A 24800-nucleotide genomic window follows, 5' to 3' on the forward strand; every position below is an offset into this window, starting at 1 on the left:
GCCCCCTTGCGCTGAGGGGCGATCGCTTTCACCATCGGACATCTGATTTAGATTGTTCGTAATGACTGACGCGCCTGCCCCCAGCCCCTTCTCCATTCCCCTGTTCAAACGCATCTGGGTGGCCAATATCGCCTCGCAGTTTGGCGGGCTAATCCAGAGCGTGGGCGCGGCCTGGCTGATGGTGCAGCTGGGCGGAAGCGAAACGCAGATCGCGCTGGTGCAGGCTTCTGTAACGCTGCCGATCATGATCCTGTCGCTGCTGTCAGGTGCGATTGCCGACAACTATCCCCGGCGTACCGTGATGCTGCTGTCGCAGGTCTACATGTTCATCGTGTCGGCCGTGCTTTGCGTATTTGCGTTCATGAACGGGCTGAGCCCGTGGCTGCTGCTGACATTCACATTTCTGCTGGGCTGCGGAACTGCGCTGAACGCGCCTTCCTGGCAGGCGACCGTAGGCGATATTGTCCCGCGCCAGACGATTGCGGCGGCCGTTTCCATGAACAGCCTCGGCTTCAACATTGCCCGCACGGCCGGGCCGGCGCTCGGCGGGGCGATTGTGGCGGCGGCAGGGGCAGCGGCGGCGTTTGCCGTGAATGTGCTGAGCTATCTGGGCATCATTTATGTGCTGCTGGCGTGGAAACCGGAGAAACCTCTGAAACCGGCGCTGAAGGAAGACCTGCGCACAGCGATCGGGGCCGGTGTGCGCTATGTGTCGATGTCGCCCCCTATCCGGCAGGTGATGGCGCGGGCGGCGCTGTTTGGCATCGCGGCGAGCGCGGTGCTTTCCCTCCTGCCGCTGGTGGCGCAGGAACTGGTCGGCGGCGGGGCGGTGACGTTTGGTATTCTCTCCGGCGCCTTCGGGATCGGCGCGGTGATCGGGGCGCTCTCCAATGCGCGCCTGCGGCGGCGCTTCACCGCCGAGAGCATTCTGCGGATGACGATCTCGATGATCATTGCGGGGGTGGTGATTGTAGCCTTCAGCCGGGTGTTGCCCCTTACGGTGGTCGGCCTGGTGATCTGCGGGTCCGGCTGGCTGCTGTCGATGGCGACCATGAATGTGACGGTGCAGATGGCCGCGCCTCGCTGGGTGGTCGGGCGGGCACTGTCGCTTTACCAGATGGCGGTGTTCGGGGCGATGGCTGTGGGAAGCTGGATCACCGGGCAACTGGCGGAGAATTACGGGGTAATGCAGGCGCTGCTGACGATGGCCGCCGTGCAATCGGTGAGCCTGTTTGCCGGCCTCTTCCTGCGCCTGCCCCAGGTGGAGGAGATGAACCTCGACCTGACGGGACGCTGGCGCCAACCGGACATGGAGGTGCCGGTGGAGCCGCGCAGCGGGCCGGTGCATGTGTCGGTGAAGTATCGCATTCTCGAAGCGGATATTCCCCGCTTCATGGCCGCCATGAATGAACGGCGCCGCATTCACCTGCGCGACGGGGCGCGGGCGTGGTCGCTGGTGCGCGACCTGGGGGACGCGGAGATATGGCTGGAGCAATACAGCTTTGCGCGGTGGCTGGACTATGTGCTGCACAATGAACGGCGCACCCATGCCGATGATGTGAGTATCAACATCATCCGTTCCCTGCACCAGGGCAGCTGGCCGCCAGAGGTGCACCGGATGCTGGAGCGGCAGGTGACGAGCGTGTCGTATGATCCCGAGCTTGCCTCGCCCACCTCAAGCGACCCGACCCGGCCGCACTGACTTTCCCTTCCGTCGGGGCTGGCCAATGGGGCTGGCGCCATGCTTTGACTGGCGCCGACAAGACCTGACCCAATCCGGACACGTGGAGACATCGACCAATGAAAGCTGCCGTCGCAGACAGCCTTGAGTCCCTTGAAAGCTACAGCCTGAAAGAGGTGGAGATGCCTGGCGCCGGGCCGGGTCAGGTGCTGATCCGGGTAATGGCCTGCGGCGTTGGCTATGTGGATTCTCTGGTGGCGCTGGGGCGGTATCAGGTGAAGCCGCCCGTGCCCCACACGCCGGGTCAGGAAGTGGCCGGAACGGTGGAAGCTGTTGGCGAAGGCGTCAGCCATGTTGCGCCCGGAGACCGGGTGATGACGATGACGGCGAAGGGCTTTGCCGAGTTTGCCGTGGCGGCTGCGCCGATGGTGGTGAAACTTCCCGAGGCGCTGAGCTTTGCCGAAGGCGCCAGCTTGCCACTGAACTACATCACGGCAATGCACGCCCTGAAGGATCGCGGCGCAGTTGCCGAGGGCGAAACGGTTCTGGTGTTCGGCGCCGCAGGCGGAGTGGGCTCGGCTGGGGTGCAGGTGGCCAAGGCGCTGGGCGCGCGCGTGATCGCGGCGGCCTCAACCGAGGAGAAGCGGGCCTTTGCGCTGGCGCATGGCGCAGACCTCGCGATTGATACGTCCCCGGAAGGTTGGCGAGACCGGCTGAAGGAACTGACCGGCGGAAAGGGGCCAAACGTGATCCTTGATCCGGTGTGCGGGCCGCTGTTTGAGCCGGCATTCCGGTCTCTCGCCTGGCGCGGGCGCCACCTTGTTGTGGGGTTTGTGGGCGGGCCGATCCCTGCTCTGCCCTCAAACCTTACTCTGATGAAAGGCGCAGCGCTGCTGGGCGTGGATGTCCGCCAGTATCTGCAATACGAGACAAAGCGCGCCATCGGCGACCTCCATCAGCTGGCGACTTGGGCGAGCGAAGGTAAGATCAAGCCGCCTGTCGGCGCGGTTTATCCGTTCGAGCAGTTTGGCGAGGCGATGGTGTCTGCGCTTTCTGGCCAGGGAACCGGTAAGGTCGTGCTCGACATTTCCGGGAGCTGACGGGGCGGTTTACGTCGCGCGCTGCCTGAACCTTACCGCGAGGTGAATTTTCTCTTAATTCCGGCCTGACAATTACTGCCAGCTACTGAGGCTGCTGTTCGCCATTTTTGTATACAGCTTTTCTTTAAGGTAGAATTCTCAAGGCTTAATCGCATGTACGGAATGGTGCACACTGCAGCGCGTAGTATGGTTGTGGAAACCATGGGCGACGCGGCGTGGCGCAATGTCTTGAGCCAGGCAGACCTTGATGGCGAATACTTTATCAGTGGGCAGAACTACTCGGACAAGGTAACTTTCGCGCTTATTGATGCGATCACCAAGGTTTCGGGCATTGAGACGCCAGATCTGCTCAGAAGTTTCGGCCAATACTGGATCGGCTATACCGCCAAGTCGTCTTACGGGACAATGTTCCGGGTAGGCGGCGACGAGTTGGAGAGCTTTCTCGCCAATCTCAACAGGATGCACGCCAGCATACACTCCACCATGCCCGCCTCCCGTATGCCGTCATTTGAATTTCTCCGTACCGAGAATGGCCGGATTGATGTGCTCTACACTTCTGACCGCGACGGCCTGCTTCCTTTTGTCGAAGGGTTGCTGAAAGGCCTGATGGACCATTTCGGAGAGACAGGGCGCGTGACGCATGCGGTGACAGATGAAGGCGATGTATTTTCACTCCATTGCGACGCGCGGAACTCCGCTGCTCCGGGAGCCGCCTAGTGTCCTTCACCCTCAGCGATGATCATTTCAAACGTCTGTTTCCCGCCTTCATCCAGCTGGACCTGGCTGGCAATATCGTTTCGGTTGGCCCCTCATTGGAGCGCCTGCTCGGCCCGGGACTGACGGGCCGCCCGTTCTTTGAAACATTCAAGGTGGAAACACCCCGCCGGATTGTATCAGCCCAAGGGCTGAACGATCAGCGTGAAGTGACGATCATGATCCGTGCCGGGAAGACAGACTTGCGGCTGCGCGGTATCGTTGTGCGCAGCGCGGAGAGCATCTGTCTGCTTGTAGGGCATGTGCCGGATGTGAACGCAGAAGAAGCCGCATTCATGTTGCGGATGTCTGATTTTTCTCCTGCCGACGGATCGCTTGACCTTCTGGTCGCCGCCCATCTTCGCAAGGGCTTGCTCCAGGACGCCAAGACGCTGGTGATGGAATTGCAGGAGAAATCGGCCGAAGCCGATGCCCTGGCGCATATGGACCCTCTGACCGCCGTGACGAACCGGCGCGGCTTTTTCCGCAAGCTGGAGGAGCGCCTTTCAATTGCGCGCGCGCACAACACGCCGCTGACGGTCGGGGTGATCGATCTGGACGGCTTTAAACCCGTGAACGATATTTTCGGACATGCCGCTGGCGATCAGCTCCTGTTCCAAAGCGGCGCGCGCGTGCGCGAGATTGCCGGGCCGAATGGTATTGTCGGGCGGCTCGGAGGGGACGAGTTTGGCATTATCCTTCCCGAACTGGGTGATGAGGCGGAAATACTGGAAATCGGTCAGCGGATCTGTGACGCGTTGGCGGAACCCTTCAAGGTGAAGGAGGGCATTGCCCGGATCGGTGCTTCTGCTGGCTTCGCGGCCTTTCCGCATGCGGGCGATACAACTGAGACCCTGTTCGAGCGGGCCGACTATGCGCTCTACCATTCCAAGCAGCAGGAACGCGGCCGGCCGATGGTGTTCACCAGCCAGCATGAGCGCGAAATCCGCTATCAGTCGTCGATTGAACAAGGCTTGCGGGAGTCGGCAGATGATGAATTCCAGATTGTCTACCAACCGATTATCCGGGCCGCCGATGGCAAAACAACCGGCGTGGAAGCGCTTGCGCGCTGGACCTCTCCCCTTCTGGGGCCCATCCGGCCGGATATTTTCATCCGCGCTGCCGAGCAGAATGGCGCTGTCAGCCGGCTGACCCGCATTCTGCTGCGGAAAGCATTGAATGATGCGCGCCATTGGCCCGATGATGTGCAGCTCTCTTTCAATCTATCCGCCATAGATCTGTCATCGCCGGAAAGCGCGTCCCTGTTGCAGGCGATTATTCTGGACTCAGGATTTCCGCCGCAGCGGCTGATGTTCGAGATTACCGAAACGGCCATCATGCAGGACTTTGAACGCGCGCTGGAATGTCTCGGGCTGTTCACCGCGATGGGCGTGCGCATTGCGCTGGATGATTTCGGGACGGGCTACTCCTCGCTTGGCTACCTTCAGAAAATGCCGATTGACCGGTTGAAAATCGATCGGTCTTTCACACTGGGTCTGATGACGCGGCGCGGCACACGGAGCATCATGCGATCGATTGTGACCCTGTGCAAAAGTCTCGATATCGAATGCGTGGTTGAGGGCGTCTCCAATGGACGCCAGGCGGAGATACTCCGCGAGATGGGCGCGCCCTACCTTCAGGGCTTTCACTTCTCCCGCGCCATGAGCCAGACACAACTGCTCGAATACCTCACACCCGCAGCAGGATCGGATTGCAGCACCCATGATCCGGACGAAGACCTGCGCCGCATGGCTTGAGCCAAGCGCTACTCGCGGAAGGCGCGCTTGAGGGCAAATGCCAGAAAAGGCGGCCAGAGCATCAACGCCAGCAGGCGCATGTATACGCCAAACTCCAGCGGACTGAGCGGCCATGGCACCACCGGAGGGTCAGCGCCCAACCAGAGGGGCGGCGTGGCATTGACGGAGCCATACTGGCGCAGACGGCACGTCTCGGATTCCTCATTGACTGCCACGGGCACGTGATGGCGTAACATCACCAATGTCTTCTGCCAGTTCGTGCACGCATCATTTCCAATAGCCGCCGCATAGCGGGGCGCCTCCCCTTCCTGGCTGACCCGCATCTCCAGATTGGAATTGAGGTTGTAGACGCTGATATAGGACAGGAACCCCACTCCCAAAATGAGGGCGCCGAGGCGCAGGGGCGCTGTGCCGAAGCCGAGCAGCAGGCCATAGGCGGATGTCAGCAGCCAACTGGCCGCCTGTAAGGGTAAAAACAGCGCGCGCCTGGGTGAAAGCTGGTTCAGTGTCTGCCGGATACCCTCGCCCAGCGTGCGCCAGGAAAGCCCGCGAAAGACGCTGGAAGACGCGCGCTCGTGCCCCTGATCGCGCAGAGTGGAAACAATGGACAGATAGGTTGTGCGGCTGATGCGCGGATCATTCTTCAGGAGACGGAGGAATGTTTTGGCCTCCTCGCTCTCGCTGCGGAAATCTTCATTCTCGCTATCGAGCAGTTTCCAGTGCCGGACGGTCAGATTGGAGACACCGAGGGGTTTGGGATAAGTTTCCTCCCGGCCGAGCCCCCGCTTGGGGAATAGCCTCAGAAGCATGACCTCCGCGTCGTCCAGAATGAGGCCGGCGGGTAGCGTGCCACCTTCCGCCGGGGGCAGCGCATTGAACGAGGACCCGGACGCCTGGAGCTTGTAGAGTTTCGCCCCAGTGAAATCGGCGCGGGCCGGACAGTTGATGAAACTTTCTGGAACATCTTCGCCCGTTTCGGCAAGCATGACCGTGCCGCCAGCCGTGACATGCTGGGCGCTGAGGCCCTCTCTGAGATCGAGACCTGTCAGATCGACATCCGTTTCGATCCGGCAATCTTCCATATTCAGGGAACGGAATGATGCCCGACGGGGTTCACCCCTGGTCGTATCGCCGCCCAAGGCCGCGTTCAGAATTTCGCGGCGTTCCCGGCGGGTCTGGTGGTTGTTCCTCAAAGTGAGCGCAGAACTCACCAGGAGCTCATTGCCAATCTGGCTGTTAGACAGATTGACCCTGCCTGTTGCCACAAGACCTGTCATGTCGATGGTGCGCACGATTTGGGCCGCGTCCATTTCGATGTCGCCATCAACGTGCGTGAGCATCAGGTCACGGATCTTCAACCGCGTGTCCGCATCCGCATTCTGAGCCTGCAGCATTACATTCCAATAGAGGGACGGACGCCAGAACTGGATATGGTCCGCCTTGATCCGCCCGAGCGACAGAACCGGTTCTGAAGGATCGCTGGGATGGGGCCCGACCGTGGCACCGCAGAGCTTGAACCCGAGCGATATTTCAAGCCCGTAAGCTGATATGGCGCCAAAGTGCGATCCCTGCACGTTTGGCGATTGCCGTTCAATCTGCAGCGCGGACATGTACGCATTGCTGATGAGAAGCGTGCCCTCGATCCGGGTAGAGGCAATATAGAGGCCCTGTTCAATTCGGGCCGAGGTGAGGGAACAATCGCCGGCAACATTCACCTGGCCAATCTCAGCATGAGACCTGACATTCAGCGCCATCATGTTGATACTGCCGCGCACCTTGCAGCGTGACATCTGCAACCGGCCACCGATCTGGCCACCCGACAGATCGAGCGAATGGGCGATTTCAATGTCTTGCCAATCGGCCGCGCCCGCAACAGCAAGGCCGGCCGCCTGGACGCCGCCGCTGCATATCAGATCCTCGATACGCAGATCGCCATCAGCCTCCAGGCCCACAGCGTCGATGCCGATGCCGCCTGAGTTGTCGCGCTGATATTCCTCCAGATCAATGCGTACACGGCGGAAACGGATTGAGCCCTGCACATGCATCTGATTGAGACGCAGATTGCGGCGGAACCGGCAATCGGAGAAGTCCAGCTCTCCCGGAACGCTTGTGTCCGAGAGATCGACCGGGCCTTCAAACAGGAAACCGTGCAACAGCAGCGGCCGCGGCAGGATGGCGCCGCGCAGGCTGACCTCGCCGGTGACGACATAGCGCTCGCCCACATGGAAGCCGCCGCCTGAGAGTATGCGGCCGATAAAATCTGCTGCTGAAATGGTCGTGGTTTTCATTGGCCGCTCCGCAGCGGATAAAATGCAAATGTCAGCGCGTCGCGGCGTGCAGGAACGATCGGCAGCTTGTCTGGCCAAAGACCTTCATCATCGAACATCCAGATGCCGACATTGACATTTTCCGGAGCGCCATGCCGGGGCAAGGTGAGGATGAGGGACGCGAGATACGCATTCTGACCGTAGAGCATTGGCCCGTGAAAAATGTGGACCTCAATCGCCGGCAGCGAAACACCGGATGGCGGCGTGAGGCGCACCCAGGGCGTGATCGCATCCAACAGCTTTCCATCGGGCGTGCCGAGAAAGCGCGACAGGAGTTCATCCCGGCTTTCACACGGCATGAACATGCCCTCCTCCCCCTGAAGGACGGTGCAGAAAATGCGGGTGAAATCGGCGACACAGTCCGCATCCCCGCAAGAGCCAACCTTGTAGGCTGCCAGCCGGTCATGAAACTCTTGGGAGCGTCCGCACAGGGGGACAACCTGCACCCCATCCGGCGCTTCCAGATCGACGATGAATTCCGCCGTGCGAATGGCGGGGCCGAGCGGATAGCGCAGACGCAGCAACCACGCCGTGGGCGAGAAGAGCCGGAGCGGGAAACGCTCCTGCACGGCGCCGTCGCTGGTGATCTGCGCAAGGTCCAGACCGAGACAGGCTTTCTGGAGGGCGGGAAGCGCCGCGCTGAACCAGCCTTGCGCAGCCGGGTCTGACGCCGATTCCCAGGCACTGGCGGGCAGCGGCACGGGCTGGGGCAGCAGGGCTGACACGATTGTGGGCACGTCAGGCGGCGTGATGCCGGTGATGTCCTGCTGCTGAAGGCGGGCAATCAACTGGCCGCGCAGGCGTTGCGGCTGCATCATCAGGGGCGAGAGGCCGCGTGGGTCTCGTTCCTCTTCCTTGGCTGCCGCCTGATCCGCTGTCATCGCCCCCTCCTGCCTGCACCGCGCTTACATACGAGGCAAGACAATACGCTCAGCCCTCATTCTCCAAGAGAAAATTTGATCTTCAGCGGAAGAAATACTGCTGGATACAGCTGGCTGGCAGCGATTTCAGCCTCACCCGGCCTGCACAAAGCTGACAAAGCCTGACAGAAAGTCCGCAAGCCGTTTGCGCGTTTCATCATCGGTCAGCCGGCCTTCTGCGTCGAAGAGGTTTCCGGCGCGAGAGACCATGAGGCGGCCTTCCGACCAGTGGCGTGTTCCGAGCGTGCGCAGCACCGGCAGCCAGTGGGCCTGGGACAACATCGTACCGAAACCGCCCGGCGAGGCGCCGATCACGGCGACCGGTTTGCCCTTGAAGAGGTCCGTTCCGCCGGGTGGACGGCTCATCCAGTCTATGGCGTTCTTGAAGACGCCGGGAATGCCGTTGTTGTATTCGGGGGTGACGAGCAGGAGGCCCTCACTCTCTGCGAGCGCCTCTTTCAGCACGGCCACGGCCGGGGGCACGCCTTGCTCGGCTTCGGCATCGGCATCAAACAGCGGCACGCCATGAAGCGTGTGGGCATCCAGGTGCGCGCCTTCGGGCATGAGGGCTTCGGATGCCCGGAGGAGCCCGGTGTTGAACGACGCCTTGCGCAGACTGCCGGAGAGGCCGAGGATACGGGTCATGCGGGAAACTCCTGAGGATTGTGCCTCAAGGGTATACGCAAATTGTTCCTGACGTCACGCGGGCGGTCCGCACCTATTCGGCAGCGACGAGATCAAATTCCGATTTCCACTCGGCCATGAGGGCGCGATTGTCGTGATCCCAAGGGTGAAAACCGGGCTTGAACCAGCTGATCCAGATTTTCCAGCCGCGCGCGAAGAAGCCGGGTTTTTTCCAGAGGAAGTTTTTGACGGCTTTCTCGGCCTCATCCGGCGTGTAGCCATCTGCTTCCAGCATCCAGCCCGAATAGGTCGCGATGTTGCGGGTGAAATAGTAGCTTATGAGGGCCATGGCGACGCAGCGGCGGACATAGCGCTTCCATGGCGACCAGTCTTTTGTGACTTCCATGAAGACGTCATAGGTGACGGCCTTATGCTCGGTTTCTTCCATAGCGTGCCAGCGCCACATGCGCTCGATGCCGGGATCGGTCTTGCTGAACATGTCCTGATGCAGGGCGCGCATATCGGCCAGCATGGCGGTGAAATGCTCAAGGCAGATCGTGGCGATCAGCATGCGCATCGGGCCACCGGCGCGCGAGAAGGCGATCCGCTCCCGGATCATCCCTTCGATGCGCTCGACAGGGTATTTGTCCCGGTTGATGACCTTGTTGAGGAGATGATGCTCGCGGGCGTGGATTGCTTCCTGGGCGATGAAGTCTTTTACGTCCTGGGCGACCTTGCCGCTGACCTGGTCCTTGTAGGCGCGCACGGCATCGATGAAGAGGCGCTCGCCATCCGGGAAGGTCAGCGAGAGCGTATTCATGACGGCAGTGGCGACCGGGTCGCCGTCCATCCAGTGTTCCTGCTGGGCGCCGGAGACATCAAAACGAATGTCGCGGGGAATGATCGTTACATCTTCAGGGGACTGTTTCATGGCCATCTCGCAAATCCGGCTTACAAGGAGCGGGCAGAGCCTTTAAGGCTGCCTATTTGCTGATATATAGGCGCTACTGACAAAAATGTCGATAGAGAAAACGAAGATGCCCAGAATTCGCCGGTCCCCCGAAGCGTCGCGGGAAAACATCCTGATCGCGGCCGAAGGCCTGCTGGTGCAGCAGGGACCGCAATCCCTGCGGCTGGCCGACGTGGCCAAAGCGGCGGGGGTGGCGAACGCGACGGTGCTGCATCATTTTGGCACCATCGACGGCGTTCAGACAGCGCTGATGGAGAAGATGATCGGCGAGCTGGTCAGCGGGCTTCTGGAGATGGATCTGCCGGCGGACCCGAAGGCGGCGCGCGCGATCGCGCTCACTCGCCTGTTTGATGCCTTCGAGGCCAAGGGCGCGGCGCGGCTGGCCGCGTGGCTGGAACTGACTGATGAATCGCGCCGCCTGCGGACAGTGCGCGAGGCGGTGCAGACGGTCATCCGCCAAAAGATCAATCAGGCGGATATGTCAGAGGCGCAGCTGGAGGATTCAATCCTCATCAGCGTGATCCTCGCCATCGGGGTGGGCCTGTTCGGGCCGACGCTGGGGGAGCTGTTGGGGAAACCGCCCGAACGGGCCCGGCAGATTGCCGTGAAGTTGCTGGAATCAGATTTCAGCAAAAGCTGAGCGCCCGATTGCCGCGAGGCAGCAACCGGGCGTTTCAGAGCGGTATCAGTTCTTGCGGCCGCTGGTCGGGATATCCTTGAAGGCCACATTCTTGTCGACGCGGATGTCGCCCGGCAGGCCGAGCACGCGCTCGCCAATGATGTTGCGCAGGATTTCGTCTGAACCGCCTTCAATACGGGTCGCCGGCGAACGCATCAGCATGGCCTGGAAGCGGCCTTGCTGGGGGCTGTCCTCGTTCCAGAGAACGCCTGCCTCGCCCTGAAGATCGAGGGCGAACATGGAGAGCTCCTGCATGGCGGCGCCAGCAACGAGCTTGCCGATGGAGTTTTCAGGGCCGGGTGTTTCGCCTTTTGACAGCGCGGAGATCGCGCGCATGCCGGTATATTTCAGGCCACTCTGCTTGACCGCGAACTGGGCGAGCTTTGACCGCACACCGGAGTCATCGACAGCAGGCGCGCCGTCGATTTCCGCTTCCATGCAGAAGCGGAAGAGTTCCGGAAAGCCGGTGGACATGCCCGAACCGATGGAGAGGCGCTCGTTCATCAGGGTGGTGAGCGAGACTTCCCAGCCCTGCCCCACTTCGCCGAGGCGCTGGGAGTCGGGGATACGGACGTCGGTGAAATAGACTTCGTTGAAGCTGGACTGGCCATTGGCCTGTTTAATCGGGCGCACTTCCACGCCGGGGCTCTTCATGTTCAGGAAGAACATGGTGAGGCCCTTGTGCTTTGGCACATCGGGGTTGGTGCGGGTGATCAGGAGGCCCCAATCAGAATACTGAGCGCCGCTGGTCCAGATTTTCTGGCCATTGATGATCCAGTCGCCCGAACCGTCATCTGCCTTGACGGCGCGCGTGCGCAGACCGGCAAGGTCAGAGCCGCTCGCGGGTTCCGAAAACAGCTGGCACCAGACAGTTTCACCGCTGGCGAGCGGGGGCAGAAGTTCGCGCTTATGTTCTTCGCTGGCCCAGGACATGACGGTGGGGCCGCACATGCCGTGACCAATGGTGAAGACGCCCGTGAGGGCCGCATACGGACCTTCTTCCTGCCCCCAGATCACACGCTCGATCGGCGTGCGGGCGCCGCCACCATATTCCTTTGGCCAGTGAAGGCAGGCCCAGCCGGCCTCGGCCTTTTTCTTCTGCCAGGCTTTGCCAGCCGCGATGGGATCTTCGCTGGCAATGCCGTTTGAGCCGAAGCTGGCGCGCTTCAGTTCGCCTTCCAGATGCTTGGGGGCGTTAGCGTCGATCCAGGCGCGGACTTCAGCGCGGAAGGCGGCTTCTTCAGGTGTATCTTTGAAATCCATGTCTCATTCCTCCCTTTACGCGGCCTGCTCGGCGTTGCCTGCGCTCATGCGTTCAATCAGCTGGCTCTCCCAGCTCGACAGCGACCCGAGGGCCACGGCCAGCGCATTGGAGCGGCGATAATAAAGATGGCAGTCAAACGCCCAGGTGAAGCCCATGCCGCCATGCACCTGAATGTTGTTCTTGGCGCAGTGCTGGAACGCGGTTGTTGCCGACACGCGCGCGGTGGCGGCGGCGACAGGGAATTCGGCCGCGCCGGAGTTGAGCGCCCAAGCGCCATAGTAACAGTTGGAACGGGCGAGCGTGGCGGAGACGTACATGTCTGCCAGGATGTGCTTCACCGCCTGGAAAGAGCCGATGGGCCGGCCAAAGGCCATGCGTTCAAGGGCGTAGTCGCGGGCGATTTCCAGCGAGCGGTCTGCGCCGCCGACCTGTTCAAACGCCATGAGAACGGCGGCGCGGTCGAGCACCTGGGTGGCAATATGCCACCCGTCGCCTTCTGCGCCGAGAAGTTCTGCCGGGGCGCCGTCAAAAGTGATACGGGCCTGGCTGCGCGTCGGGTCAATAGTTTCCAGCGTTTCGCGGGAGACACCCTTGGCGGCAGCTTCGACGAGATAGAGCGAGACATTGCCCTTCTCGTTCTTCGCGGCGACGACGAGGACATCCGCCACATCGCCATCTGCGACGGGAGACTTCGTGCCGCTGAGTTTTCCGCCGGAGACGGTTGCCTTGATCTTGGCGGGCGCCATGCGGCCCTGCCCTTCGGCAAAGGCGAAGGCGCCGATGGCCTCGCCCGATGCCAGTTTCGGCAACCAGGTTTCCTTCTGTTTCTCAGAGCCGGCGAGCATCAAAAACTCAGCCGTGAGATAAATGGATGAGGAGACTGGCACCGGCGCCAGCACGCGGCCAAGTTCCTCGGCCACAACGCAGAGCTCCAGATGCGTCAGGCCGACGCCGCCATATTCTTCCGGGATCGCCGCGCCAAGTACGCCCAGTTCGGCAAGGCCCTGATAGAGCTCTTTATCATAGCTTTCAGGTCCCTCCAGAATGGAGCGGACGGTTTCAGATGTGCAGTTTTCACTCAGAAAACGGCGCACCTGCTCGCGCAATTGTTTCTGCTCGTCCGAGAAATCCAGGTTCACGAAGGGCCTCCAGTTTCAAAAGAGATGCGCGCCGTTTTGGCCCGAACCTCACTCCCGTTATCGTTATAGCACAACTTTCAAAGCCGCCCCGCGGCAGGTCAAGCCATGCCGCAGAGGCAGTCGGTTGCGGGTGGGCTCATGAATAGTTGGGGCGGCGCTTCTCGAAGAAGGCCGCGATGCCCTCAGCGAAGTTGGCGTCGGTGGATGTCAGGATCTGGTTGCGATCCTCAATGGCCATGACAGCTTCAAGGCCACCGGCATCAATCGCCTGGTTCAGGCCATCCTTAGTGAGACGCAGGCCGAGCGGCGTGGCGTGCAGCATATCGTCGGCAAAGGCGTCTGCCTCCTTATGAAGTTCCGCATGCGGCACGACGCGGTTGGCGAGACCGATTTCCATGGCACGCTGGGCGCTGATGAAGCGGCCTGTGAGCATGTATTCGCTGGCAATCGACATGCCGACCATGCGCGGGAGGAAGTAGGATACGCCCATATCGCAGGCGGTGAGGCCAATGCGGATGAAGGCAGCGTTCATCCGCGCGTCTTCGCTGAGGATGCGGATGTCGGAAGCAAGGGCGAGGGCAAAGCCACCACCGGCAGCAGAGCCCTGGACGATTGAGATGATCGGCTGGGGGCAGCGGCGCATGGCGACATAGATTTCAGCGATGGAGCGTTGACGGTCGAGCCCCTGCTCTACTTTGCGCTCGCCGCGGGAGCCGGAGGATTCTTTGAGATCCAGCCCGGCACAGAAGGCACGGCCTGCCCCTTCGAGGATGACGACGCGCACGGACCGGTCAAAATAGAGGGCCTGAAATACTTCCCTCAGTTCGGTGACCAGCTGGGTATTCAGTGCGTTCAGTTGATCCGGCCGGTTCATGGTGATCCGCAGGACACCGTCCTTTTGCTCAAGGATGAGCGCTTCGTATGCCTTGGTCATGATCCTGTCTCCCTTTGCGCCATTTCTGGCGGCGACGAATGCCTATTTCTTTGAGGCAACTCCAAACGGTCGAGCGCGCCCCCGTCCAGCCCGAACGCAGGGGAAGCCCACATCGCCCTGGCAGCCGAAATGGCCTCCCGTCGCGTCAATGTTCCTTCGATTTTCGGAGTGTGTATGATCCCCTAAAACGATCAGATCAGGATTGGGGAGTGACATGCATTACGCCGAGCTTTTGAAGGCACGTGATGAGCTGACCGGACCGGGCGGCGCCTTCGAGATTGCCGAAGCCGATGTGCTGGGAAACCGTATCCGTACCTTCAAGAATGCCCCTGCGAGCGTGCGGGACGTATGGCTTTCAACGCTACAGTTCGCCGAACGGCCTTACCTCGTCTATCAGGATGAGCGCCTGACTTATGCGCAGGCCCATGAGCAGGTGAATGCCGTTGCGGCATGGCTGGCGGCGCAGGGCGTGAAGCCGGGTGACCGGGTGGCCGTGGCGATGCGCAACTATCCCGAATGGATGCTGATTTACTGGGCATGCGTTTCCACCGGCATTGCGGTGGTCGGCATGAATGCCTGGTGGACGCCCGAAGAGATGGCGTATGCGCTGTCGGACTCGGCGCCGAAATACCTGTTCCTGGATGCCGAACGCCTCGACCGGGTGAAGGAACGCCCGGACATGGTGGATGGCATCAAGCTGGTCGGCGTGCGCCTCAAGGGCGATGCCGGAGATGTAACGCCGTGGGCCGATGTGATCGCGCATGGCGGGGACATGCCGGATGTAGCGATTGATCCGGATTCCGATGCCTGCATCTTCTATACCTCCGGCACGACCGGGCACCCCAAGGGGGCGCAGCTGACGCATCGCGGGTGTGTCTCGAACCTTTTCAACATGCTATATGCGGGCGCTTCTTCCGCGCTGGCGGTTGAGCGCGCGACCGGCGTTGCGCCGCCCGCGACGCCGCCCATACCCGTGACCCTGATCACCACGCCGCTGTTCCATGTGACGGCAAACAATTGCGGCGCCTATGCCACGACGGCAGCGGGCGGCACGATGGTGCTGATGTACCGCTGGGACGCGGGCGAAGCGCTGCGCATCATTGCGCAGGAGAAGGTGAGCAGCATGAGCGGCGTGCCGGTCATGGCGCGGGAGCTGATCAACCATCCCGATTTTGCCATGACGGATACCTCCAGTCTCGTTTCGCTGGCCGGGGGCGGGGCGCAGGTGCCGCCGGATCTGGTGCAGAAGATCGAAGCGCAGGTCAGCACCGCGCGGCCGAGCACGGGCTATGGCATGACCGAGACGTGCGGGATCATTACCTCTGTGGCGGGCGACTTCTTTGTCGACAAACCCGACAGCGCCGGGCCGGCGATGCCGAGCTTTGAGGCCAAATGCGTGGATGATGATGGCAACACGGTTGCGCCCGGACAGGTGGGCGAGCTGTGGGTGAAGGGCTCGTCCGTCATCAAAGGCTACATCAACCGGCCGGATGCGACGGCGGCGTCGATCACCGATGGCTGGCTGCACACCGGTGACATTGCCCGCATTGATGAGGATGGGTTCATCTTCATCGTCGACCGCAAGAAGGACATGGTGCTGCGCGGCGGGGAGAATGTTTACTGCGCCGAAGTGGAGTCGGCGATCTATCGCAACGCGGCTGTGGCTGAATGCTGCGTATTCGGGGTGCCGGATGAACGGCTGGGCGAGGAAGTTGGCGTGGCGGTTGTGCTGAAATCCGGCACAACGCTGAGCGCGGACGAGCTGCGCGCCCATTGCGCCACCATCATGGCGAAGCACAAGGTGCCGCGCTACATCTGGTTCCTCGATGAGCCCCTGCCCCGCAATGCCAGCGGCAAGTTCCTGAAACGCGACCTGCGCGACCGGCTGAACCCGGAAGCGCTGTCGGCCTAGCCTTCAACCTCCTCAGCCCGGCGCGCCTCGAGCTGGCGCACCAGGTCGCGGTGTTGGGCGTGATCAAGGTCATATCCGCGCAGGACGAGGAGAATGGCCACGGCGCCCACCGCCGGGATGAGGGCCATGATGGCTTTCATGCCGAGCAGGGTCTCACCAGTCAGCGTGGCGTTTGCCTCAAAACCCACAACGCCGAGGAGCGCGCCCAGCAGGACGGCATTGATTCCGGTGGCGGCCTTCTGCGCGAAGGTGGCAAAGCCGAAGGTCTTGGCCTCGGCGCGCACACCGGTTTTGACTTCACCATACTCAACCGTATCGGGCAGCATCGCCCAGAACATAACGGCGAGGGACGACGACCCGATGCCGGTGATCAGGATCGATCCAAAAGTGAGCCAGAGCCAGTTCTCGAAATTGAAGAAAAAGAGCAGATAACCCGTGAGGGAAACCAGCGTGCCCATTGCCAGCGCAAAGCGTTTGGAGCTGCGTTTTGATACCCAGACCCAGAACGGGACGGTCAGCACCAGGAGGATGGCAGGCAGGACCAGGGCAATGACGGTAAGCTCGGGCCGCTGGAGATCATACTTGAAATGATAGAGCATGTTCTTGCCGAACATGCCGAGACACACCGAGCCCAGCACGATGATAGCGAAGACGCGGATGAGCGGCGGGTTTGCCAGGAACATCGGGAAGATGGATTTCAAGTCTCCCAAGAAGCTGTCTGAGGCTGCGGGCTGAGCATCTGGCTCGCGCATGGAATAGAAGCAGTAGAGCAAGGCCAGTGTGGCCAGCGCGCCGCTGATGCAGGCGGATATGAAATAAGCCTGCGCTTCGCGGCCTTCCCCGAACGTCTGGACGAGGATCGGCGTGAGGAACACGACGGCGAGACCGCCGCTGGCGGCGCCGACCATCCGGAAGCCGGCAAGCACGGAGCGCTCCTCCCCATCACTGGTGAGCCGCGCCTGAAGCGAATTGAACGGCATGGAAACGACCGTATAGGCGGTGCGCAGGAAGATGTGGGTGGCCAATGCCCAGATGACCGGGTCGATGGGCAGGCTGCCCGGCCCCGAGAAAGCTAATGGATACGCGATGCCAAATGGCACGGCGCCATAGAGCAGCCAGGGCCGGTACATTCCCATGGAAGAACGCGTGCGGTCTGCCATCGCGGCGAAGACCGGGTCTGTTACCGCGTCCCAGATCATCGCGACCATATAGATGGTTCCGGCCATGACCGGCGAAATGCCCAGAACGTCCGTATAGAAATACATCAGGAACAGCGCGGTGCCCTGCCAGACGAGGAGGAAACCGAAATCACCTACACCGAAACCGATGCGAGCCTTGAGTGGCACCTGTGCCTGTTTCTTCGTCGCGGTTGTAAGCGGCTGCGTCATGACTGGAGCACAAATTCCGCAGACTGGCGCAGATCGCGCGAGGAGAAGCCGGCATGCAGGGTGTATTTTCCCGGTGACACGGCCCATGTCCCGGCGTGCATGTCGAACCAGGCGAAGTCTTCTCGGGTGAGCGTGAAGGCAAGTTGGTGAGTTTCACCGGGCTTCAAGGATACCTTGCGGAACGCGCGCAGCTGGCGCGGGGGCATGGCCTCTTTGGTGGCGCGGTCTTCCAGATAGAGTTGGACGGTTTCGGCCGCGTCGACGGCACCCGTGTTTGTGAGCGAAACGGATACGTCGACGCCGTGATCCGATAAAGGCGCCATCTGAAGGCTGCCGATTTCGAACCGGGAATAGGTCAGTCCGTGCCCGAACGGAAACAGGACATCGCGCCCAGCCTTGTCATAATAGCGGTAACCGACAAAGACGCCTTCGCCATACTCGGCCGATTTATGGCCGGGGTAAAAGGGATAGGTCGGATTGTCTTCATAGCGGTGGGGGAACGTTACCGGCAGTTTGCCGGACGGCGAGACCTTGCCTGAAAGAAGGTCTTCCAAGGCCGAGCCGCCTTCCCCGCCCGGCAGCCACATTTGCAGAATCGCCGGAACTTCATCGGCCCATGGCATTTCAACAGGCGCGCCGGTGTTGACGATGACGGCGGTTTTCGGATTGGCGGCGACAATCTCGCGCACAAAATCATCCTGCCCCGCTGACAATTTCATGCTGCGCCGGTCGCGGCCTTCGGTTTCATCTGTGGTGCCGGAGCCGACAAAGAGAAGGACCATGTCTGCTTCTTTGGCCGCCTTGATTGCCGCTTCGCGGCTTGGCGCGGGTGCCCGCATGGAAACATTGAAGATGTTGAATGCGCGAATGGCCCGCTCGGTAGACTGTGAATACCGTATACGGATCGGGTACGTGCGCCCTGCCTGCATTTGCATGCGGGCCTCGCGGCGGTTCAGCGGAAGGATCATGAACAGGAGTTCGCGCTCCGAAGGCGTTCCCTCGCCGACGAGAATTTCATTGCCGATGGAGAACTCTACATCGTCATTGGAATGAGAGATGACAAAATCATAGTCCCCGTCCTGCTCCGGACGGAAATACCCCGTCCATTCGACCGAGAACGATAGATCTTCATCGGTCTGTACCTTTCCGCCAAAGCCGAGCTTGGAGAAATGCCAGTCGACCTCTTCATGCGCGACCGGGCCAGCATAGCCTGGCTTGGCATAATAGCGCGCCGTGAGACCATGCTGTGTGAAACCTTCATCGGGTGAAAGCAGCCGCCAGTCGATCTGGGGCGGCGCGGGCTCATGGTCGAGGCCGCGTTCAAAGACGAGATCAACCTTGCCGCCGAGCGCAGCTTTCAGTCCCTCCAGTGGACTGACGATCCGGTCAGGGCTGACCTGCGAGCTGCCCCCGCCCTGAATGGCCGGCATATAGGCAGGCTGGCCTATGACAGCGACGCGCTTTGCTTCCGGCGAAACCGGCAGAAGGCCGCCTTCGTTCTTCAGAAGCACCATCGACTGGCGCGCGGCATCGCGCGCGCAGGCGCGGTGGCGCGTGCTTGAAAGCTCTGCCCTGGCCGATTTGGGATTTCCATCGAGCAAGCCGCAGCGGATAATAAGGCGCAGCAGGCGCCGCGCATGATCGTCGATCACATCCTGGCTGACTTCACCGTTTTGTACCGCATCAAAAAGTTTGGCGCCGAAGTGGCGCGGGGGCCCCGGCATCTCGAGATCGAGGCCGTTGTTGGCAGCTTCCGCCGTCGTCTTGGTTGCGCCCCAATCCGAGACGACGACACCATCATATCCCCACTCACTCTTCAGTACCTGCTCCAGCAGAAACGCATTCTCGCAGGCGAAAACGCCATTCACCTTGTTATAGGCGCCCATGACCGTCCACGGATTGGCGCGGCGGATGACCGGCTCGTATACGGCGAGGTAAATCTCGCGCAAGGTGCGCTCCGACATGTCGGAGCTACCTGTCATGCGCTCGTGTTCCTGATTATTCGCAGCGTAATGCTTCAGCGATGTACCGACGCCTTCAGACTGCACCCCGGCGACATAGGCCGTCGCGATCTCGGCAGCGAGGCGGGGGTCTTCCGAATAGGTTTCAAAGTTGCGCCCGCCCAGCGGGGTGCGCTGGATGTTCACGGCCGGGGCAAGCAGGACGTCCACGTCATGTGCAATGGCTTCGCGGGCGATGGCGGCGCCCACTTCGCCGACAAGCGCTTCATTCCATGTGGCGGCCAGGGCGACACCCACGGGAAACACGGTGGCGGCCTCGGAGTTCACCGATCGCAGGCCTGTGGGGCCATCGGAGACGCGCAGGCTGGGAATGCCCAGACGCTCGATGGCCGGAAGGGTCCAGAAATCCCGCCCCGCCATAAGCGAGACTTTCTCTTCGAGAGTCATTTCTGCGAGCAGCGCTGAAATGCGCGCTTCGGTTTCCGGAGATTGTGATGCCATTTTTACCTCCCATGCCGTTTTTTTGACTATGACAACGTTGCTTTCCACATGGAAAGTTTTTTCGCAATAGCCCGGCAGAAACTTTTACCGGATAAGGGGGCTTAAGTATTGTTGCATAAGGACTTCCCGATGCCTGCTGGAAAAAAGACGCATCCCAAGCCAGCTGCGCCGCCTGCGCGGATGCCGCAACAGGCGCGCTCAGAGGAAAGCCGGGCCAACATACTCGATGCCGCGCGGAAAGCTTTTGCGCAGCGTGGGTTTGAAGCGGCAAACATTCGCGACATTGCCACCGACGCGGGCGTTACGCACACTCTGATCCGCTATCATTTCGGCAGCAAGGAAGAGCTCTGGAAAGAGGTGGTCACCCACATGTTCGAACGGCTCAGCGAAGAGATGCGCGAGGGCCTGAAGGGCGCGAAGGGCGCCTCTCCCCAGGACAGCCTGCGCGAATTTCTTCGGACGTATATCCGCTATTGCGCGCGCAATCCGGAACATGTGCGCATCATGATCATGGAATCAGTTCATGGCGGCGACCGGATCGAGTGGATGATCAGCTATATCCGCAAGAGCCATCAGAATCAGACGCCTTTCCTCCGCCGCCTGATGAAGGACGGAGATATTCCTGAGGTATGGCTGGTCTCACTTTTCTATTCCATTTCTGCCATATGCCAGATGCCGTTCGTGCTGGCCCAGTCGATCAAGGGTGTTTACGGAGTGGATATTCTTTCGGACGAGGCCATTGAGGCGCATACCGACACGGTTCTCGCACTTCTACTGCGCGACAAGCCAAAGAACGCAAAACGCTGGCCTGCCCTGCCGGCATGGACCGCAGCACGCTGATGCAAAATTTTCTGAACGGAGACATTAACAAGCCCCATTGACAAACTTTCCATTTGTCGAAATTTTCCGCCCGGAAAGCTCTAATGCTTCCGGGAGGATAAAATCATGCATGCAAAGCACCGAACATTTGTTACCGCGTCCGCACTAACCATCGCCATTGCTGCCTTTGCGCCGCTCGTCCAGGCGCAGGAAGAAACGCCTGACGACGACAATCGCCGCCTTGGCACAATCACCGTCACCGCGCAGCGCGTTGAGCAGAATATCCAGCAGGTTCCGATCTCCGTGACCGCGATTGGCGGGGACGCTCTGGAAGCGCGCCAGATCGACGGGTTTGACCAATTGCAATATGTGGCGCCTGGCGTAACCTTCAATTCGGGCGTGAACGCGCGCCAGTCGGCCACCACAATCCGCGGCATTGGAACAGGCCTGTTCAATATTGGGATCGAAGGCAGCGTGGCGATTGCCGTAGACGGCGTTATCATGGGCCGCGAAGGCGCCGGCATCTTCGACTTTGCGGATGTCGAGCGGGTGGAAGTTCTGCGCGGGCCGCAGGGTACGCTGTTCGGCAAGAATGCATCGGCTGGCGTGATCTCGGTGGTCACCAAGAAGCCGACAGAAGGCTTCACCGCCGAAATGAACCTTGGATATGGTTCGTATGATGAGGTGAATGCCTATGGTGCGATCTCGGGCCCGATTGTCGACGGCGTCACGGCACGCCTGTCAGCCTATTCGAACACCCGCGACGGCTACATCAAGAATGTGAACCCGAACTCGCCGCAGGGCCGTGTGAATGAGCGCAATGAACAGGGCGTTCGCGGCAAGGTGAATTTTGCGCTGTCTGACACATCTGATCTGTTGCTCAGCGCAGACTATGTGACGCGCGATCAGGCGGCGGGCGCACTGACATACCGTCAGGCATCGGCAGGCGGGCCAGGCACGGGGCTGTTGGGATTTGGTGTTCCGGCGATCCGCAACCAATCGGCGGCGCTCGGCATCGTTCCGGGGCCGGATAATCTCAGCATTGGTTCTGAAGTGCCCTTCTCTTCTGAAATGGATGCCTGGGGCCTTAGCGCGGAATATAGCCGCAGCCTGGGTAATTTCGAGTTTGTATCGCTGACCTCGCATCGCGAATGGAACAGTGTTGACAATAACGATTCCGATCTCACGCCGCTCCCTATTCTGGAGATCAATTCGGGCGACCTTGGGCAGAACCAGTTCAGCCAGGAATTCCGGCTCGTCTCCCCGCGGGACAAAGCATTCACATACACGCTGGGCGCTTACTACTTCACGCAGGACATTGATCAGAACAACATTCAGGCGGGCACTGCCGGGCTCAACCTTCTTGGCGCGCTTCCGGCTGGCGCGCGGGTCGGCACTCGCCTGGAGTCGGAATTCAGCGAGACCAATTATGCCGTATTCGGACAGGGTGAGTATGCTGTCACAGATAAGCTATCGTTGATCGGCGGCCTGCGCGTACTCAATTCAGAAGTTGAGGGCAGTCAGGAGAAATTCGCCGCCGCTGGCGCTGTCGCTCCGTTTGCAGGACAAGTTGTTTCGAACGGCGTGCAGAGCGCCAGCGACGAGGATACCGCGCTCGTATGGCGCCTGGGCGCGCAATACTTCGTGAATGATGACACGAACCTTTTTGCAACGGTCACACGCGGCTATAAATCTGCGGGTATCGTGCAGGGCCTGACGATCAACCCCGTTAGCGGGACCACCCTTCCAACCGTTGAAGCGGAAATCCCGACGCAGTTTGAAGCGGGCATCCGCAGGTCTTCCGTTGACAGACGTCTGGTTACCAACTTCACAGGTTTCTATGGGCAAATTGAGGACTTCCAGGCGCAGACGTTGGTGCCCGGACCTTCGGGAACGTCGATCTTCACTGTGGCCAATGCCGGCAAGGCAGAGACCTACGGATTTGAAAGTGAAATCACGGCGTTGCCAACCGAAAACCTCACGCTCTCGGCCGCAATCGCCTATACCAATGCAACGTTCGATGAGTTTACCGGCGCGCCCTGCTATCAGTTGCAGACGCCCGCGCAGGGTTGCAGCGGCACACCTGCTTCACAGGATCTCTCCGGCAAGCGCCTGCCCAACTCACCGGAATGGGTCGTCAACGCGCTCGCACGCTATGACTTCGACCTCACCGCGCAGAATGCTGCCTTCGTGCAATTGGGCGCGCAGTATCGCAGCGACACGATGTCGGGCCTGGCGAATGATCCCAATACGGTGATTGATGCCTACACCCTTCTGGACATGCAGGTGGGCGTGAACTTCTGGGATGATCGCGCGACATTCACCGTGTTCGGACGTAACCTGACGGACGAGAATTTTGCAGAGGCAATCGTTGCCATGCCATTCGACACGGGCGGGTATGCGCAGTTCGTCACGTTGGAAGCTCAGAGGACGTGGGGCGCGAAACTGTCCCTGCGTTACTGATCATACGGACGAAACAGGACGCCAAACGCGCGCCTCATAAACTAAACGGCTGGGCGGCCGTTACTGGCTGCCCAGCGCCTTCTTCCGGTATCTGGAAAGGAACCCGTGATGCCCCTCAAGATCGCCCGCTGGACAGCGGCCATCATGCTGACTGCCGCATGCGCCGCTTCACCCGCAGCCAACATCGCGACTTCGGAGACAGCGCCGGCAGCTGCAAAGCCGCCCAACATTATCATCATCATGGCCGATGATCTTGGCTGGGGTGACATCAGCCTGAACGGCGCTGCATTGATCGAAACGCCCAACATCGACCGGATTGGGCAGGAAGGCATCCAGCTGACGGATTTCTACGCCGGATCGAATGTCTGCTCCCCTTCCCGCGCGGCGCTGCTGACCGGGCGCTACCCCATCAGGTCCGGCATGCAGCATGTGATTTTCCCGCACTCTCAAGATGGTCTTCCTGCAGAAGAAATCACCATTTCGGAAATGCTCAAGAATGCCGGCTATCGGACAGGCATGGTAGGCAAATGGCACCTTGGGCATCAGGAGGAATACTGGCCAACCAATCAGGGCTTCGACTGGTTTTACGGTGTTCCCTATTCAAACGATATGGCCCCGTTTGATCTTTATCGTGGCAAGGAAATCATTGAGAGCCCCGCCGACCAGAGTCAGCTGAGCCTGAATTACGCCAAAGCCGCAAAAGAATTCATTGAGGACTCTTCAGACAAGCCGTTCTTCCTCTATTATGCAGAGACATTCCCGCACATACCTTTGTTCGTACCGGAAGATCGCAGCGGAACTTCCGATGCAGGACTTTATGGCGATGTTGTTGAGACCGTGGATGCCGGTATCGGAATTGTTCTGGACACTCTGGACGAAGCCGGCGTGGCGGACGACACGCTGATTATTTTCACCAGCGATAACGGCCCCTGGTTTGAAGGCAGCGCCGGCGAGTTTCGCGGACGCAAAGGCGAAACGCATGAAGGTGGATTTCGGGTTCCGTTTCTGGCGCGCTGGCCGGGCCACATCCCTAAAGGCTCCGTCAGCCATGAGATGGCAATGAACATTGACCTTCTTCCCACCGCAGCATCGCTGTCCGGCGCCACCCTCCCCGCCGACCGCGTGATTGACGGCAAGGACCTGACCAGCCTTCTGACAGCTGGCGCTCCGACACCGCATGATATTCTGTTTTTCTTCGACGGAAACGAGATTGTCGGCGCCCGCGATGCGCGCTTCAGACTGGTGCTCAACACATTCTACCGTACCATGAGTGTTCCTTTCGAGTATTTCGGCACCGCGCTTCTGTTCGACCTTGAGAAAGATCCGCAGGAATCCTTCAGCTTCATGCGAGAGTATCCCGGCGAGGCAGAGCGGCTCAAATCAGCTGTCGCAGCCATGCGCGCGGCAGTTGCGGAGAAAACCAAGGAGGCCACCAGCCACGTGCCGCCCAATGACGGAACTCCGACCGGCCCGCAGTTGACACGTTAGACCCGGAAAAGACCATTGCGGAGCTTCAGGTGATTGTGGCAGGAGCCAGATCACCTTGATAGCGCCGCGCCGGCAGGACGGTGGCTTCCCTCATGGGCAGGGAATTGCGGGCCGCTTTGC

The 24800-nt window shown here is 60.6% G+C and carries 18 protein-coding genes; 9 read left to right on the forward strand and 9 right to left on the reverse strand.

Going from position 1 to position 24800, the window contains the following annotated elements; translation table 11 throughout:
• The first annotated feature begins 61 nt into the window (after positions 1 to 61).
• The 4 genes from HNE_RS12020 to HNE_RS12035 all read left to right on the forward strand — a co-directional run bounded on the left by HNE_RS12020 (position 62) and on the right by HNE_RS12035 (position 5291).
• Positions 62 to 1702: an MFS transporter gene (locus HNE_RS12020; protein ID WP_011647425.1), complete on the forward strand. Its 1641-nt coding sequence runs from the start codon at positions 62 to 64 to the stop codon at positions 1700 to 1702.
• A 98-nt stretch (positions 1703 to 1800) separates the two neighbouring features.
• A complete protein-coding gene (locus HNE_RS12025; protein ID WP_011647426.1) occupies positions 1801 to 2781 on the forward strand; it encodes an NADPH:quinone oxidoreductase family protein in 981 nt (326 codons plus the stop codon).
• Between the two features lie 162 nt (positions 2782 to 2943).
• A complete protein-coding gene (locus HNE_RS12030; RefSeq protein ID WP_267878695.1) occupies positions 2944 to 3498 on the forward strand; it encodes a heme NO-binding domain-containing protein in 555 nt (184 codons plus the stop codon).
• On the forward strand, positions 3498 to 5291 hold the full coding sequence (locus tag HNE_RS12035; RefSeq protein ID WP_011647428.1) for a putative bifunctional diguanylate cyclase/phosphodiesterase: 1794 nt from the start codon (positions 3498 to 3500) through the stop codon (positions 5289 to 5291). Before HNE_RS12030 ends, HNE_RS12035 begins: the two co-directional genes overlap by 1 nt.
• A gap of 8 nt (positions 5292 to 5299) precedes the next feature.
• Here HNE_RS12035 and HNE_RS12040 read toward each other — a convergent pair whose 3' ends face one another.
• The 4 genes from HNE_RS12040 to HNE_RS12055 form a co-directional block, all read right to left on the reverse strand.
• Positions 5300 to 7579, reverse strand: a complete 2280-nt coding sequence (locus HNE_RS12040) for a pentapeptide repeat-containing protein (protein WP_011647429.1) — start codon at positions 7577 to 7579, stop codon at positions 5300 to 5302.
• Entirely contained in the window at positions 7576 to 8499 is a 924-nt protein-coding gene (locus HNE_RS12045) for a hypothetical protein (protein ID WP_011647430.1), read from the reverse strand. The genes HNE_RS12040 and HNE_RS12045 overlap by 4 nt, the downstream gene beginning before the upstream one ends.
• 132 nt (positions 8500 to 8631) lie before the next feature.
• On the reverse strand, positions 8632 to 9183 hold the full coding sequence (locus tag HNE_RS12050; RefSeq protein WP_011647431.1) for an NADPH-dependent FMN reductase: 552 nt from the start codon (positions 9181 to 9183) through the stop codon (positions 8632 to 8634).
• Positions 9184 to 9256: 73 nt separating this feature from the next.
• Positions 9257 to 10093, reverse strand: coding sequence for a metal-dependent hydrolase (locus tag HNE_RS12055; protein ID WP_011647432.1), 837 nt, complete (start codon positions 10091 to 10093; stop codon positions 9257 to 9259).
• Between the two features lie 85 nt (positions 10094 to 10178).
• On the opposite strand from HNE_RS12055, the gene HNE_RS12060 reads away from it, so the two are divergent.
• Positions 10179 to 10772 carry a TetR/AcrR family transcriptional regulator gene (locus tag HNE_RS12060; RefSeq protein WP_011647433.1) on the forward strand — a complete coding sequence of 198 codons (594 nt, stop codon included), beginning with the start codon at positions 10179 to 10181 and terminating at the stop codon, positions 10770 to 10772.
• 45 nt (positions 10773 to 10817) lie between these two features.
• Here HNE_RS12060 and HNE_RS12065 read toward each other — a convergent pair whose 3' ends face one another.
• From HNE_RS12065 to HNE_RS12075, 3 genes are all read right to left on the reverse strand, one after another.
• Positions 10818 to 12074, reverse strand: coding sequence for an acyl-CoA dehydrogenase (locus HNE_RS12065; RefSeq protein ID WP_011647434.1), 1257 nt, complete (start codon positions 12072 to 12074; stop codon positions 10818 to 10820).
• A gap of 15 nt (positions 12075 to 12089) precedes the next feature.
• On the reverse strand, positions 12090 to 13214 hold the full coding sequence (locus tag HNE_RS12070; RefSeq protein WP_011647435.1) for an acyl-CoA dehydrogenase family protein: 1125 nt from the start codon (positions 13212 to 13214) through the stop codon (positions 12090 to 12092).
• A 136-nt stretch (positions 13215 to 13350) separates the two neighbouring features.
• Positions 13351 to 14148, reverse strand: coding sequence for an enoyl-CoA hydratase/isomerase family protein (locus HNE_RS12075; RefSeq protein WP_011647436.1), 798 nt, complete (start codon positions 14146 to 14148; stop codon positions 13351 to 13353).
• A 214-nt stretch (positions 14149 to 14362) separates the two neighbouring features.
• Here HNE_RS12075 and HNE_RS12080 point away from each other — a divergent pair, with 214 nt between their 5' ends.
• Positions 14363 to 16060: a class I adenylate-forming enzyme family protein gene (locus HNE_RS12080; protein WP_011647437.1), complete on the forward strand. Its 1698-nt coding sequence runs from the start codon at positions 14363 to 14365 to the stop codon at positions 16058 to 16060.
• Here the strand turns inward: HNE_RS12080 and HNE_RS12085 are convergent.
• Entirely contained in the window at positions 16057 to 17448 is a 1392-nt protein-coding gene (locus HNE_RS12085; protein ID WP_035590965.1) for an MFS transporter, read from the reverse strand. The genes HNE_RS12080 and HNE_RS12085 overlap by 4 nt on opposite strands.
• Entirely contained in the window at positions 17445 to 19910 is a 2466-nt protein-coding gene (locus tag HNE_RS12090; RefSeq protein ID WP_011647439.1) for a glycoside hydrolase family 3 C-terminal domain-containing protein, read from the reverse strand. The genes HNE_RS12085 and HNE_RS12090 overlap by 4 nt, the downstream gene beginning before the upstream one ends.
• Before the next feature lie 129 nt (positions 19911 to 20039).
• On the opposite strand from HNE_RS12090, the gene HNE_RS18070 reads away from it, so the two are divergent.
• The 3 genes from HNE_RS18070 (at position 20040) to HNE_RS12105 (ending at position 24680) form a co-directional block, all read left to right on the forward strand.
• Positions 20040 to 20750 carry a TetR/AcrR family transcriptional regulator gene (locus tag HNE_RS18070; protein WP_011647440.1) on the forward strand — a complete coding sequence of 237 codons (711 nt, stop codon included), beginning with the start codon at positions 20040 to 20042 and terminating at the stop codon, positions 20748 to 20750.
• 105 nt (positions 20751 to 20855) lie between these two features.
• Positions 20856 to 23192, forward strand: coding sequence for a TonB-dependent receptor (locus HNE_RS12100; protein ID WP_011647441.1), 2337 nt, complete (start codon positions 20856 to 20858; stop codon positions 23190 to 23192).
• 108 nt (positions 23193 to 23300) lie between these two features.
• Positions 23301 to 24680, forward strand: coding sequence for a sulfatase family protein (locus HNE_RS12105; RefSeq protein ID WP_011647442.1), 1380 nt, complete (start codon positions 23301 to 23303; stop codon positions 24678 to 24680).
• Positions 24681 to 24800: the final 120 nt, after the last annotated feature.

This window comes from Hyphomonas neptunium ATCC 15444 (assembly GCF_000013025.1).
GTDB classification, from domain to species: domain Bacteria; phylum Pseudomonadota; class Alphaproteobacteria; order Caulobacterales; family Hyphomonadaceae; genus Hyphomonas; species Hyphomonas neptunia.

Excerpts from the sequence above, each read along its gene's own strand:
- HNE_RS12020 (WP_011647425.1), top strand. The coding sequence starts at position 62 with ATGACTGACGCGCCTGCCCCCAGCCCCTTCTCCATTCCCCTGTTCAAA.
- HNE_RS12025 (WP_011647426.1), top strand. The coding sequence starts at position 1,801 with ATGAAAGCTGCCGTCGCAGACAGCCTTGAGTCCCTTGAAAGCTACAGC.
- HNE_RS12030 (WP_267878695.1), top strand. The coding sequence starts at position 2,944 with ATGGTGCACACTGCAGCGCGTAGTATGGTTGTGGAAACCATGGGCGAC.
- HNE_RS12040 (WP_011647429.1), bottom strand. The coding sequence starts at position 7,579 with ATGAAAACCACGACCATTTCAGCAGCAGATTTTATCGGCCGCATACTC.
- HNE_RS12045 (WP_011647430.1), bottom strand. The coding sequence starts at position 8,499 with ATGACAGCGGATCAGGCGGCAGCCAAGGAAGAGGAACGAGACCCACGC.
- HNE_RS12050 (WP_011647431.1), bottom strand. The coding sequence starts at position 9,183 with ATGACCCGTATCCTCGGCCTCTCCGGCAGTCTGCGCAAGGCGTCGTTC.
- HNE_RS12055 (WP_011647432.1), bottom strand. The coding sequence starts at position 10,093 with ATGAAACAGTCCCCTGAAGATGTAACGATCATTCCCCGCGACATTCGT.
- HNE_RS12060 (WP_011647433.1), top strand. The coding sequence starts at position 10,179 with ATGTCGATAGAGAAAACGAAGATGCCCAGAATTCGCCGGTCCCCCGAA.
- HNE_RS12065 (WP_011647434.1), bottom strand. The coding sequence starts at position 12,074 with ATGGATTTCAAAGATACACCTGAAGAAGCCGCCTTCCGCGCTGAAGTC.
- HNE_RS12075 (WP_011647436.1), bottom strand. The coding sequence starts at position 14,148 with ATGACCAAGGCATACGAAGCGCTCATCCTTGAGCAAAAGGACGGTGTC.
- HNE_RS12080 (WP_011647437.1), top strand. The coding sequence starts at position 14,363 with ATGCATTACGCCGAGCTTTTGAAGGCACGTGATGAGCTGACCGGACCG.
- HNE_RS12085 (WP_035590965.1), bottom strand. The coding sequence starts at position 17,448 with ATGACGCAGCCGCTTACAACCGCGACGAAGAAACAGGCACAGGTGCCA.
- HNE_RS12090 (WP_011647439.1), bottom strand. The coding sequence starts at position 19,910 with ATGGCATCACAATCTCCGGAAACCGAAGCGCGCATTTCAGCGCTGCTC.
- HNE_RS18070 (WP_011647440.1), top strand. The coding sequence starts at position 20,040 with ATGCCTGCTGGAAAAAAGACGCATCCCAAGCCAGCTGCGCCGCCTGCG.
- HNE_RS12100 (WP_011647441.1), top strand. The coding sequence starts at position 20,856 with ATGCATGCAAAGCACCGAACATTTGTTACCGCGTCCGCACTAACCATC.
- HNE_RS12105 (WP_011647442.1), top strand. The coding sequence starts at position 23,301 with ATGCCCCTCAAGATCGCCCGCTGGACAGCGGCCATCATGCTGACTGCC.